The sequence below is a fragment of the Acidovorax sp. 62 genome (genome assembly GCF_002754495.1).
Classification (GTDB): Bacteria; Pseudomonadota; Gammaproteobacteria; order Burkholderiales; family Burkholderiaceae_C; genus Acidovorax.
In genome coordinates this window covers 294,255-307,628 of sequence record NZ_PEFJ01000001.1, presented here as the reverse complement: position 1 = coordinate 307,628, position 13,374 = coordinate 294,255, and the positions used below count along the sequence as shown (strand labels likewise).

At 57.7% G+C, this 13,374-nt stretch carries 10 protein-coding genes and 1 pseudogene; 5 read left to right on the top strand and 6 right to left on the bottom strand.

All coding sequences use genetic code 11. The features are described 5' to 3' along the window. Positions 1–83: 83 nt before the first annotated feature. From CLU86_RS01390 to CLU86_RS01370, 5 genes are all read right to left on the bottom strand, one after another. A complete protein-coding gene (locus CLU86_RS01390) occupies positions 84–371 on the bottom strand; it encodes a YciI family protein (protein WP_099740329.1) in 288 nt (95 codons plus the stop codon). 47 nt (positions 372–418) lie between these two features. Further along, a complete protein-coding gene (locus CLU86_RS01385) occupies positions 419–1,015 on the bottom strand; it encodes a TetR/AcrR family transcriptional regulator (protein ID WP_099740328.1) in 597 nt (198 codons plus the stop codon). Continuing rightward, on the bottom strand, positions 1,012–2,109 hold the full coding sequence (locus CLU86_RS01380; RefSeq protein WP_099740327.1) for an alkene reductase: 1,098 nt from the start codon (positions 2,107–2,109) through the stop codon (positions 1,012–1,014). The genes CLU86_RS01385 and CLU86_RS01380 overlap by 4 nt, the downstream gene beginning before the upstream one ends. A gap of 61 nt (positions 2,110–2,170) precedes the next feature. Continuing rightward, positions 2,171–2,620: a lactoylglutathione lyase gene (gene gloA, locus CLU86_RS01375; protein ID WP_099740326.1), complete on the bottom strand. Its 450-nt coding sequence runs from the start codon at positions 2,618–2,620 to the stop codon at positions 2,171–2,173. 67 nt (positions 2,621–2,687) lie between these two features. Next, positions 2,688–3,104, bottom strand: a complete 417-nt coding sequence (locus tag CLU86_RS01370) for a 4-oxalocrotonate tautomerase (protein WP_099740325.1) — start codon at positions 3,102–3,104, stop codon at positions 2,688–2,690. A gap of 160 nt (positions 3,105–3,264) precedes the next feature. Here CLU86_RS01370 and CLU86_RS01365 point away from each other — a divergent pair, with 160 nt between their 5' ends. After that, positions 3,265–3,846, top strand: coding sequence for a TetR/AcrR family transcriptional regulator (locus CLU86_RS01365; protein ID WP_099740324.1), 582 nt, complete (start codon positions 3,265–3,267; stop codon positions 3,844–3,846). A 252-nt stretch (positions 3,847–4,098) separates the two neighbouring features. Here CLU86_RS01365 and CLU86_RS01360 read toward each other — a convergent pair. Beyond that, positions 4,099–4,353 (bottom strand): annotated as a pseudogene (locus CLU86_RS01360) (SDR family oxidoreductase); the annotation flags it as partial. Positions 4,354–5,085: 732 nt separating this feature from the next. Between CLU86_RS01360 and CLU86_RS01355 the strand changes: the two are divergent. The 4 genes from CLU86_RS01355 to CLU86_RS01340 all read left to right on the top strand — a co-directional run bounded on the left by CLU86_RS01355 (position 5,086) and on the right by CLU86_RS01340 (position 13,338). Continuing rightward, positions 5,086–8,832 (top strand): hypothetical protein, encoded by a 3,747-nt coding sequence (locus tag CLU86_RS01355; protein WP_143226637.1) that lies wholly within the window; start codon positions 5,086–5,088, stop codon positions 8,830–8,832. Beyond that, the gene (locus CLU86_RS01350; RefSeq protein ID WP_099740322.1) at positions 8,829–9,776 is read left to right on the top strand and encodes a phage exclusion protein Lit family protein; all 948 of its coding nucleotides are present in this window, start codon (positions 8,829–8,831) and stop codon (positions 9,774–9,776) included. The genes CLU86_RS01355 and CLU86_RS01350 overlap by 4 nt, the downstream gene beginning before the upstream one ends. Before the next feature lie 560 nt (positions 9,777–10,336). Next, positions 10,337–11,587, top strand: a complete 1,251-nt coding sequence (locus CLU86_RS01345; RefSeq protein ID WP_099740321.1) for an SIR2 family protein — start codon at positions 10,337–10,339, stop codon at positions 11,585–11,587. Next, positions 11,584–13,338: an ATP-binding protein gene (locus CLU86_RS01340; RefSeq protein ID WP_099740320.1), complete on the top strand. Its 1,755-nt coding sequence runs from the start codon at positions 11,584–11,586 to the stop codon at positions 13,336–13,338. The genes CLU86_RS01345 and CLU86_RS01340 overlap by 4 nt, the downstream gene beginning before the upstream one ends. Positions 13,339–13,374 lie beyond the last annotated feature (36 nt).

The window sequence follows — 13,374 nt, the reverse complement described above, 5'->3', positions numbered from 1 at the left end:
CGATTTCGCCGATGAAGACCTGACACCGTCGGCACGGGTAGTCTTCGACAGTCTGGTTCTCAGACATGCGAGCTAATACTCCCTCATCCCACGAGCTCAGCCAGCCCTATAGCCATGCGCGACGGCGCAACGCTGATGATCTCTGGCTCCACGACTTGGTGCTTCACAAACGGGTCTTCTTCCACCAAGGCTATCACCTCGGCCTTGCTGAGCTTTACTGCCAGCAGCGCACCGCCTTGAGCGTTCTCCAGAGAACCTGCGAGCAGAAACACCCCGTCGCTGATCCCCTTTTCAATCCACTCCTTGTGCCCCGCCATCCGCTGCGCGGCTTGCGAACGATTGGGCCCGAACTTGAGCAAGACAATGTGCATGAGAACTCTCTCCTATTGATAGCGATATCAGCGTTGGAATCTGGGATCTACTTTTGCGGCGCGCCTTGACCCGCCGCATCCAGCACCCAGGCTTCGATCCGCTTGACCTCATGGCGAATGAAGGTCTCGTCATGGAAGGCGTTGGCCAAAGAAGCAATGCCTTGGCTTCGCGCCAACAGGTGCATCGCCAGCGCGTCAGCATCCTTGATGCGGCCCAGCTCTACAAACTGCTGCGCCAGCCAGCGCCTGAACTGGCCAAAGATCATTCCTGCCTCGCCTTGTGAGGGATGTTCGAGCTTTGCCAGTTCGGCGCACAGCGTTCCCACTGGGCAACCGAAGCGCTGAATGTCCTTGCGGTTGTCGATCAGCATCTGCGCAAAGCACTTCAGCCTCTCGATGGGCGTGCGCCCCTTGAGCGCCCAGGCGTCCAGCATCCCCTGCGTTTTGGCGGCTCTGTAGGCAATGACTTCTTTGAGGATGTCGTCCTTGGTTTTGAAGTGGTAATAGAAGTTGCCGCGCGAGATACCCACTGCATCGGCAATATCCGCGAACGAAGTGTTCTCAAAGCCACGTTGATAAAACAGAAGATCGGCTTTCTCGACGATTTCCTGCCGTGTACTGGGTTTGGGGTCGGTGGATTTCATGCTGCCGCCATTGTTGAGAGCGATTGCTCAGTGGCCGTTGGATAGTCCGTGTATCCACGCTCGTCTCCGCCATAGAACGTGGCCGGATCGGAGGACGCGAGAGGAAGATCTCGACGCAGCCGTGTGACCAAGTCCGGATTGGCAATGAACGGCTTACCGAAGGCAATCAAGTCGGCAGAGCCTTGCTCGATAGCTGCCATGGCTCGGGCTCTGTCGTAACCGTTGTTGGCAATGTAGGTGCCGCCAAAGCGGCGCCGTAGTTCGCGATAGTCCATCGCCGGGACAGTGGCCGACATATCCCCCTCCAGCACATGTAGATATGCCAGGTGTAGTTTGGAAAGCTCTTGGGCGTAGTACCCAAAATGCGCTGCCGGGTCGCTGTCGTGCATGTCATTGAAGCGGTTTTCTGGACTGAATCGCACCCCGATGCGACCCTTCGGCCAGATCTCGCTGACGGCAGCCACGATCTCCAGCAGAAACGTCAACCGCTTTGTAGGTGATCCTCCATACCGGTCGCCTCGTTGATTGCTTCCATTCCGAAGGAACTGATCAATCAGGTACCCATTCGCGGCGTGGATTTCGACGCCGTCGAAGCCTGCAGCATTTGCCACTGCGGCGGCCTTCTTGAATTGGTCCACCACCTGGGGGATCTCCGCAGTGGCCAGCTCTCTTGGCGTCACGAACGGCTGCATCCCTCCGTATGAGACTGCCAAGCCTTCGGGCTTGATCGCTGAAGGGGCGACGGGCATCTCTTCGTTCACCTGAAGACTGGGGTGTGAGATACGACCGCAGTGCTGTAGCTGGGCAAAGATGTGCCCGCCTTTGGCATGGACCGCGTCAGTGACCTTCCGCCATCCCTGCGCCTGTTCCTCCGTGTAGATCCCGGGCGTTCCGGGATATCCAACCCCCTGAGCCGACACGGGAGCAGATTCGGAGATCACAAGCCCGGCGTCACCACGCTGTCCGTAGTGGATCGCCATGAGAGGGGACGGTACGCCCTCGGGTGCTGCACGGTTGCGCGTCATCGGCGCCATGACGATCCGGTTGCCGAGCAACATGTCGCTCAGCATGAAGGGGGCAAAAAGCTCATGCATGCAAGACTCCACAATTTTAGGTCATTTGTCCTAGTATCGTAGGACGAATGACCTAATCGTGTCAACATGCGCATGGATGTTCGATCAGTTCAAGTCGGTAACCATCAGGGTCTGCAACGAATGCAATGTTCTCTGGAGCCTGGCGTTGCGGGCTTGAATGCGTCATGGGACCAGGCGCGCGGACGACTTGTACATTGGCCTCGGCCAGGTACCTGCAGGTCCGCTCAACGTTCGCGACCCTCAGGGCAACATGCCCAAACGCCGACCCATGGTCGTAGTCCTGTGTGTCCCAGTTGTGGGTGAGCTCAATGGCTGAAGACAGTTCTTCATTGCCGTACCCGACAAATGCCAAGGTGAAGCGTCCTTCGGGGTACTCTTCCTTGCGGAAAAGCGTCATGCCAAGTAGTCCGACGTAGAAGGCGATCGACCGATCCAGGTTGCTCACACGCAGCATGGTGTGAAGCAGCGCGGAAGGGGTGAGCGCTTCTTCGGAATGTGTTTCTGTGCTCATTTTTTGAATCCTTGGATTTCGCAAGGCCACCTCGTCAGCACTGAGGTGGCCCAGCAATCTGATGCGGTTAGCCCTTTGCTATTGCTTCGCCGATTTCGGCATTGGTCAGGGACTTCCCGCCCCAGTTCCAGGCGCCATCAACCGCGTGCACCACGTTGATGTAGACCTTGTCCTTGGGATGCCGGGAGCCAGACAGCTCATGAACGATGGCGGTGGCCTCGTCGAAATACCCGATCTGCACTTCGCGGTTGGCGAAGGCAAATGAGGGCACTTTCCACTCGATGAACACCACCGGCGTTTCCTGCATGCCAGTGAAAGTGGCATCCCGGGGCAGGACGTGGATCGACCCGACGACATTCGATGTCATGGTTTGATTGCCCTTGAGTCCATGCCACTTGAGCATGGCTTCAGAAAGGCGCGAGAACGCAACTTTCTCCTGGCCTTTGGGGAGAACTCCTTCGGTCAATGTGAGGGTGAGAGGCATGTGAAGACTCCAAAAATGTTGAGAAAAAAGACCGGACGCCATCCTGCGTCCAGGCGGCTTCGGTCGTTTGAATAACGATCGTTATGCGAATGGTAAATAACGATCGTTATCCGGTCAACTACAATTTCCGCATTCCATTCCCTGGCAGGAGAAGTTCCGTATGTCCCGTCTTGAGCAGAAGTCCCAGACACGTCAACGCATCGTGGAAGCTGCAGGCCGCAGCTTTCGCAAAGGCGGATTTGGCGGTGTTGGTGTTGATGGACTGGCGAAGGAGGCAGGGGTTACGTCTGGAGCTTTCTACGGGCACTTTGGCTCGAAGTCGGATGCATTTCATGAGGCCGTGGTGCACGGGATGGCGGATCTGCAGGCCGGTGTGCTGCACTACCAACAGACGCATGGAAGCTTGTGGTGGCCAGAGTTCGTGAAGTTCTATCTGGGCGCCAAGCGGCGTTGTGACCTGGCAGAAAGCTGCGGCTTGCAAGCGCTTTCTCCTGAGGTGGCCCGGGCTTCCCCTGAAGTCAGAGAAGCTTTCGAAAGCGGCCTGAAGGAAGTCTCTGCCGCAATCCTCTCGGGCCCCAAGTCTCCCAAGGCACCCCGTGACGAGGCTGGAGCCTGCTCAGCACTTTCGGCATTAGTTGGGGCCGTCACGCTGGCGCGGGCTGTGGGTTCGGAGCAGTTTGCAGACGCGATCGCCGCGTCGGCTGGTGTGGCGCTTCTTGGGGAGCTTTGGCAACCTAGGTAGGCGCTCGTGCGAGCGTCTGGTTAATGGGGCAAACCGGAAATACGCGCACCGCCATCAATAGTCTGCAACCGCTGCACATCCGTACTCCGTGAGAGCAAGGCGGTTCAAGCCTGAAAGCAATGCCCGGAATTCGCGTATCGCGGGTCAGCGTTGAACAGTCATATGGCCTCATTCCGGAGTCCAGGCCATAGAAATCAAGAGGCCCACCAGTCTGTAAACCTGTGGACCTCACTGTTGCGCCTTATCAGGGGTTTACACGGTAGGAACCGTCCCTCCATCGATCACGTGCTCCGAGCCCGACACCGATGCTGCGCGAGGAGACACCAGGAAGGTGATCAGGTCGGCAACTTCCTTTGGCGTGGCAGGCCGCCCGACCGGAATTCCGCCGAGCCAGTCCATCACCATCTTCTTCCCGCCCTCGTAGTCCGTGCCCGCCTCGGCTCCCATTCGCTCGGCGAATATCACCGAAGCCTCGGTTTCAATCCAGCCCGGCGAAACACGCAGAACTGCAGAAACCAGATGCACTTGACCACTGAGCCCACGGCAAGGTGACCACGCGTTCCACCTCTACCTGACCGACCAGACCAGCGCACGATGCCAGTCGTGGTTGCCAAAGCGTCGCAATGACACCTGCACTCCTCCAAACTTCAGATCCACTGCGAGGCCACTTTGCATGGACGAAGTGCGCTACGCCTCGAAACTGAGTTCGAGGCAGGCGCATGCTTCTACCCGGTTTTACCCGAGTCGATTTAAAGTCTTAATCAGGCTGGGTGCGGCCGATCAGGCTGGAGCTTTCCACTGTCTGCGGTTGCCGATACCGGACGTTGGGCGACGGGCTGTACGAGCGATCGCGATTTGTCCGAGTCAGACGTCAGTCTCCACCTTGAACGCATGCGGGCTAACGACGCACCATCACTGCTCGGAGTTAGGGTTGGTGATTGATCGCCGACTCTGCCTTACTCAAGCCACGGACCATCTGCTTGGCTCCGTCACCCCCCGCCACTCCGCACAGAGGCCGTCCCTACTCCGACACAGCCAAAGTCGCGAAAGCCGCTGCGGAGCGAGGCGCTCGAAAATGCACCATACGTACGAAAATGGGCTTCGATGAACACTCCAGAAGACCCACGTTGGAAGCAGACACGCGCCGGAGCACGTGCCGGCCGCGGCTTTCGTTATCAGGACGCTGCCGCAGCCTTCCTACTTGTGGAGCATTGGAGTCGGGGCACGACTGCCAAACTCGTGCCTGAAGGTCTGGACGACCTGACTTTGTTTGTTGACGGATTAGAGACCCGAATCCAGGCGAAGTCTATGCACGATCCGAAAGGCATGTTTCGCGCTTTGCAACTCGCCGAGTACCTGGAGAAGACTGCGGCGCTACTGTCGCAGGAGGAATGGGCTCAAGGCAGTGTGCGCATCGCAGTGATCCTTGAGCGCCCAGTCATCGGGCTGGATGCCAAAGGATGGGAGGTGCCTCTGTCATCGTACGAGGATGTTGCGGAAGTCCGCCAGGCCCTAGACGCGCTGCCTCCCTCTGCGAGAAACTTCACAGTGGAGCAGTTGCTCGAGCGTTCATTTCTCCTGGTCAAGAGCACTCCAATTGAGTGCTGCGTTCAGCTCCTAAACGAAAAGCAAGGCGCGCCCGCCTTCGCCTGCAGGCTCGTGGCACAACAACTTCGCGTGGACGCCGGCCGCTGCTCTGATGAGAACTATCTTGCTAAGGCATCCAACGCCGCAAACATGACGACTGCCGACGTGGCAGGGGCAATGGAGCGTGTTCTGCTCGCCACTCAGGAAGGCGGACTGCAGCGCGCCATCCAGGGCGGCATCTGTGAATTCGTCGACTTCTCCATCAGGGTTCATGACGAAGCGTTCTACGCAGGCGTGAACGTAGTAGCTGGCCATGTTGCGGCCGGCCTGGTGTTCGAGCGTCCAGCCGTCAATGAGCAGGTCGAGACCGCTGTCGAAAGCGGAAGAGCGACCCTCATCACCGGCCAATCAGGCAGCGGAAAGTCGGCCAGCGCATGGCTGTATGCGAACTCTAGGCGGCACGATGTGATCTGGTACCGAGTTGCGAGACTCGCGCCGGGTGAGTCCGCTCTTTTGCTGCGTCTTGCGAAGGCCAATGAGGCGAGTCGCATTCGCAGGGTCGGATTCATCCTGGACGACGTAGGCAGAAACTTCGCTGACACCTGGGACGAGGTGGTCCGCATGGCCGGGGAGTCTGAAGGCGTCATCCTGATTGGCACAATTCGAGAAGAAGACCTCGATCTCCTGGCTGACCTTCGGAGCACCACGGTCGTCAGGCCACAGCTGGACGAAGAACTCGCGACTCGGCTTTTCACCCAGTTGCCATCGCCTGAGGCGCGTCGCTTTCATCACTGGCGCGAACCATTCGAAGAGAGCAAGGGGCTGCTACTCGAATTCACGCACTTGGTGACCCAAGGGCAAAGGCTCGAAGCGGTGCTTCGCGACCAGGTGCGCCAGCGCGTCAAGGAGGCTCGTGACGATGAGCTATTGATCTTGCAGGCAGTCTCATTTGCATCACGCTTCTCCGCAGCTATCGAGAAGGAGCGTCTACGTGAAAAGACTGGCCTGACTCCAATCGCATTTGCCAGAGCTCTAAACCGCTTGGTTCAGGAGCACGCCATCGGGTTAGTGGACGACGACTCCATCGGCGGGCTCCATGAAATCAGGTCACGGTACCTGGACATCCTGCTTCGGGAGATAACACATCAGACTGAGCTGTCCTCTTTGCACCTGGCCCTGACGTGTATCAGATTCAAGGATCTCGCCAGCTTCATTGCCAGTCTCTATCGCGAGCTGCCCACTTTTCATGACGCTGTAGTACAAGACTTGGCGTCCTTGCTCCCAGGCTCCAAGATTGAGGCGTGGACTGCGGCATTTCACGGCTTGGGATTGGTCACATGCGATCTCGTCGGCAAGGCTTGGATGGAGATCTGCAGGGACGAGAAGATCGACGAACGCTTCGCGCACACGGTATTCGGGCTCGCTACAGCGAATGCGAACCTGGAAGGGATGGACTTTTGGGAGAGGATTCGCGGTGCGATGAGCCGCTTCTCGAGCATCGGCATACCGGATAAGCGATTGCAGTTGTCAATGCAGCTCTCCAGCTCGCCGCTACCTCCCTCCTGGGGGTTGCCGCAGGCGGTCGAGCTCGCAGCTGCACTCATGCCCCTACATGGCACAACGCAACCGCCGACCACCCCCCAGTGGCTGGTAGGCACCCCTTTCAGCGAGCCCGCATCGGCTTCACAGGTGCTTGGCTTTATAGGCGTGTTGCGCGAGTTGAGTGAGCAGCTTGCTGCCGAAGCTCTCACAACCCAGGGCGGTTCGGCTCATCTACTCGAGAGATTGCACAGTGACACAGCGTGGCTGACGAAGCCCACCCTTGAAAATGATGACGACGGTGTATCTGTCATCCGGGCCAACATCCGCTTGGTCAACGATGCAGTCCAGTCTAATCTGCGCGAACGCGCGGTTTCAATCTGCGACTTGCTCATTGCCGCCGAGCCAGTTGCGCAAGCGGCCGCCGTCTCAGCAGTGCTCGGAGATGGCAGCGTTCTGAAGGTGGGTGACTATCCGGTGGCTGACGTCCGATTGGACCGCAGTCGCATAGTCGTTACGGCGCGGGTGGCTTGGAACCGGGCACAGCTTCGTAGCGTTCAGCAGGTTCAGGAGACGGGCGGGGAAACGGCCCGCGCCAATAGCCTGGCGATAGCGCTTAGCGAGACACTTTCGCATTTGCGCCGCGCCGCAGAGTGCTTCTGCCGCTTGGAGCCAGCACCCTCGAAGCTGCATGCGCTTGCCTCAATCCGACAGGTTCTTACGGGGATGATCCTCCCTGGTCGCGTTCGCTCGTCCGTCTCCGGAGTTCTGGACAAAGGAAGTTACGACACTTCAGATACCGTCGCCGATGTGGTGCAGGGAATCCAGGAAATCACAAAAGACCTCGTGTCAGGCAAGGTCGAGCGCCCCCTGCTGAAGGCGATCAACACGATAGAGCTCTCAAAAAAGATGCGTGCAGTAGCCGCTTCTGAGCTTTGGCGGTATACGGACCTAGCAAGCGATGTCGACTTCGAGGGCGCTGCCCAGTTGCTCAAAGAGATTTCCCACGTGCTGGCGGATATGCACACGTGCCCCTCCGAGTCGCACTCCAGTAGAGCCGCGCTATCGAAACGATCACGCAAGCACTCAGCTCTTGCCGCCGCTAGTGCGCTGGCCCTCTCCCGTGGTCAAGTCCTGATTGAGGCGCGTCGTCGCGAGCTCGAAGTCCAGTTTCAAATGGCTGAGCCTGGATGTGTGGTTGTGGCCCGCAATGACCCGTTTGATCACCTGTGGCCTCCCGCATCGTTCGCGATTCTTTTGCCATGCAACGAAATCGTGGAGTTTCTTCAAGCGATCGACCGTTTTGTAAATGAGCACGCCTGGGACGGCCCTGATTACCGCGTAGCAGTTCCTTTGTTACGCGGGAAGGTTGCAACTCGGTTTGCTATAGGCGGGATTTCAACCGTCTTTCCCCAATTCGAGTTCGCGAAAGAATGGCAAGCGCTGCTTCCATATCCTCTGCTCGATGACGTTGCGACTGCAGAATTCGACAGAATTCTTAGCGACTGCACCAGTATTTCTGCGGTGATGACGGGCCTTGATCGGGACCTGAACTCCGAGGAAGCGGACTACCTCAACGAACTCGTGGCTCCGCTTGCAGGTCGTGTGGAGAGTTTTCTGACGCTCAGCAAAGGCAACAACGATGACGTGATAGGGGCCGCGGGCACGTTTCTCGTCGAGTGTGCGCAGAAGGCAATTAGCCAGGTCCAAGAGAAGGGCGCCGGCCCGTCCGTTGCGCAGGACCAAGCCCCCCTCTTTCGCAACGAGATCACTGATGCCAACGCGCAGATGTTGGTATACAGGCTGATGCTCGCAGATTGGGATGCGGCCTCCCAGCCAGTACAAACCAACGAGAAATGAGTGAGTCCACTTCTCCCGTACTCGCGCTTCGGTACAACATCCTCAGTGCATTTGAGAAAGCCAATGAGAGCTTCCAGGCACGGCTGCAAGCCGCCGTAGAGCAGGGCCGCCTCAGCCCTGAGATCGAGCTTGATGAGCAACCAGGGATTCCGGTTGCGCCGAAGATTTCGCGCGAAAGCCGGGGTTCCGCTGCTGCAATACGGCTGCATGTCACCTATCTGGAGATTCTTTGGGCGTTCATCTATGCCTGGATGATCTTGTACGAGGAGGGTGTACAAAAACCACTGTTGCGAGGAGAGTCACCGGCGCAGATTGATGACCGTACGCCTCTTCTGAGTCGCGCGCGCGAGTTGTTTGAATGGGCGCTCGGTTTACGCGCCTCGCATACCCCATGGCCCGCGCATCTGCCGTCGCCGGAGAATTATCGAAGCAGTGAGGAACGCTGGTACGGCGAGAAGGCGAATCTTGTCTTTCAGGAAGCCACCAGCTTCATGCTGGTTCACGAGTTCATTCACGCTGAACAGAGGCACCTCGACATCCGGGCTGCCAACCCTCCTGAAGAGGTGATTCTTGAACTTGAGAAGGATGCCGACAACGGTGCGTTTGAGGCATTGGTCAATCCCATGCTTGGTGACACGGAGAAGCTGTCAAAAGGATGGGCAATTCTCGCTGCGCTTCTGAGTTCATACCTCGTGAAGGGCGAAAACACGGCGAAGCAACCGACAACGCACCTACCGCTGCATCACCGGTTGGAGCATATGCTTCGCGGCCTGAACTTCGAAGGCGAAGCTGAGCGTTCTTACTTCGAATACCTGATTTCCTTGGTACTGCGACATATTCTGCCTAGGGATCTGGACGCACAAAGTCCATCCGTTTTTGACACCGCCGCTGACGCCATGACCGATAAGCTGGATCGCCTCGATGGATTGAAACCACAAGCCTGATGCGCCCCGGTGAGGACCAGCACGTGCCTTGACTCTCGCGGCAAGCGTTTTACCGACGCTTGCCGCGGATGTAGAAATGGACGGTAGGTCAATGTCAATTTGGACGCTGCTCCTAGGAATCCTTTGCGCCGCGAGTTTGAGCGTGAACGCTGCCCCAAAATTCCGTCACCGTAAGTGGTACCTCGCATGAGACGGTCCAAACTGGCGAAGATGCGAGACAAGCGGGAACACACGCTAGGTAAGGCTCAACGTCACCTTGTAGTAAAGCGGTGAGTGGCTTTGAGCCGGGTACGTCCTCCACTTTGTTGCCTCAGCGGCCGAGCTGTGAGCCACTCTCATTGAAAACAACGAAAACGGTTCATAGCGTTTGATGAAGCGCCCAGTCAGGCCTCAGAACATGCGGCTGACAGTCGTGTTCAAGAATATCCAAGGCTGCCTGAACCTGCGCACTCTTGCCAATGTGTCTTACCATGCGGATATCTGGCGTTTATCGGCAGCAGCCCGCGTTGTGCCCTCAGGTGCCCGCAGAAACCTTGAATACTCTTTACGCTTACTAAGATATGCAGGTATTGACCTACCGGAATGGCGGAGCGTGGCGCGAAGTTAAAGACCCCCAAGAGGATGGCAACGGGCGCACCATTCCAGACCCTGCACTGGCAGAAATCAACCGCAACCTTTCCGATTGCTTCAGGTGCACCAACCTTGTCGTTCTCACCGGGCTCGGTACATCCTTGCATGTGAACGTGCAGCCGAAAGCTCCAGGCGAGTCTGGTCCACGTGCAGCACAGCCTGGCAAGCGCATCGCCCCCACGATGGCTGACCTGTGGATGGAGTGCAAGGTCAACTGCGGGGACCGCTTCGACAAGGTCATCGCGCTCACGCATTTCCCGGCGGCAAAGGGAGAGAACATCGAAGCGCTGCTATCGCACTGCAAGATTGCCGAAGAGTTCCTTGGAGACGGGGACGACAAAGCGCTAGTAACGGAATTCATCGCCACGGCCGAAAAGACAGTGCGTGATTGCGTGCGCTTCTTGGATGTTGAAGACGAAGTCGGCCTTCATGCCGACTTTCTTCGCCGGTTGGTCCGCCGGTCCACGCGAAAGCTGCGCACAAAAGTCTTTACAACCAACTATGACTTGTGCTTCGAGTACGCCGCGCGCAAAGGGCGCTACGTAATCGTTGACGGCTTTTCTCATACAACGCCACAAGTCTTTGACTCGCTCTACTTCTCGTACGACATCGTGAAACGGGAAAGCAGCCCAGACAGTCACGATTTCATTCCGAACGTCTTCCATCTCTACAAGCTGCACGGCTCTGTAGATTGGACGAAGAACAAGAAATCCGGGGAGATTGAAAAAGACCCCACCTCCGAATCGCCGCTGCTTATCTATCCCCGAAATACGAAATACGAGTTGTCATTCGAGCAACCGTACCTCGAGATGATGTCGGCATTCCAAACTGCATTGCGGCAACCGGATACCGGCCTTCTCGTTCTGGGATTTGGATTCAATGACAACCATTTGGCTGAGCCAATACTGTCGGCCATTAACTCCAATCTACATCTCAAGGTCGTGGTCTGTGACCCTGGCCTTGGTCCATGGGAACACAAGGACAACGGTGTCCAGGATGGCAACGATGCGAAGCACCCTTACCTGTCAAAGCTCAGGTACTTGATTGAGCACGGCGATGCCCGCCTGGCGCTCATTTCTGCTACCTTTCAGCAAGCCGTTCCGTTGATGCCGGACATCGCGGCTGAAACCGATCTCGAGCAGCATTACGAGCGCATCCGACTGATGCGGGAGGCAGGATGACCGGGAGGCTCGCAACAAGCCCGTTCGACCCCAGCCGCTACATTGGAGCGGTCACCTTTGTGGGGCCGGACAGCGCTCGCATCAATCTGCCGAAGGCTGCGAGTGTCGCTCCTCGGCAATACTCAGGATATGCAGTGCTCGGCGGCCAGGTCGGCGAGTTCATCTTCATCGAGGGCGAAGGCGTTGCAGTGTTGGGGCGCATCACCGAGGTGAAGCTACCAGACAACGAACGGCTCAAAGCCGAGCCCTCCCTGGGCGCCCCCCCAGACGCCAACCCCATCGGGTTTGTCCAGCTCTTGACGACTCTCGAGCTTCCGACCGCCAAGGTCATCTCAGGGATTCCTTTCCATCCCCGCATCGGGCAGCACGTGTTCTCGGCTCACCCACTTTTGGTGAAGCACATCGTCGAGGGGCAGCCTGTCTCCAGCGCGGGAGCCGTCGAGCTCGCCACGATTCCGCATGACCCGAGCACAATGGTCAATGTGAGCCCTGCCCACTTGTTTGGCCGTCACTGCGCAGTCCTGGGTGCAACCGGGGGCGGAAAGAGTTGGACCGTCGCTCGAATCATTCAAGAAGCAGCAAGGCTTGGAGGACAAGTTCTCCTCGTTGACCCCAGTGGCGAATTCCACACGTTCACCAAGGGGGTTCGCTCTGTGCATCTCGGCGGCGCACCTAAGGGTGCTGAGGACACTCGCAAGTTTGTTGCTTTCCCGTATTGGGACCTTACCGAAACGGACCTGTTCGCAATTTTCCAACCGTCACCTGGCGCACAGGTCCCGAAACTGCGTGAAGCCCTGCGCAGCCTGAAACTGAACTATGTCCTGCACGGCGACCAAGAGCCTCATCTGTACGCAAAGGCAAACGCGGCGAAGAAGGACTTCAACTTTGCCGTGAACAAGAATGAGGCCAAGGTCGAGGCGCAGGGTGCGAAGTATCTAATCAAGTACCTGGCAAGGCAGGTGTACGAAGAGTGTGTCTACGAGAGTGGGGGCACAGCGCGTGAACCCGACTACTCGGTATGGGGTGCTCCCGACGAACGTATTCGGGGCTACTGCGACACGCTGGTGTCCAAGATACATAGCATCACCCGGTCGCCAGCGCTTCGATGCCTCTTCGCGCCGGAGCAGTTCGCCCCGTTGACGGAAGAGATTCAATCCTTCTTTGCGTCCGACGATTCCGTGCTGAGAATCAGCTTGGCTGACTTGCCATTCGAGCACCATGCGCGTGAACTGCTCATTAACGCCATCGGGCGGTATCTTCTTGGACTGGCTCGGAATGGGGCGTTCCAAGAGATGCCCACTGTGGTGGTTCTCGATGAAGCCCACCAATTTTTGAGCAAGTCCATCGGTGACGAAGCCAACCGCGTGTCGCTCGACGCGTTCGGCCTGATTGCGAAAGAGGGTCGAAAGTACGGTCTGACGACTTTGCTTGCAACGCAGCGACCACGTGACATCCCCGAAGATGTGTTGAGCCAGATGGGTATGTTCATCGTGCACCGCCTGATAAACGAGCGCGACCGCGACATCGTCGAGAAGGCCTGTGGCAATCTGGACGGCAGCGCAGCAGCCTTCCTGCCCACGCTGGGACAAGGGGAGGCAATCCTCGTCGGCGTCGACTTCCCAATGCCCACGCCCATCAAGGTAACTGAACCAGAGTACCCACCCAAGTCGGAAAGTCCGTCCTACGCAAAGTTCTGGAAGAAGAAGTCTCCAGCAGAAGCGGCCGCCGCTGCAGTTGACCCGGTGCATTAACGGGGCACAGAAAAGCGGCTTAATACGAAATATCTA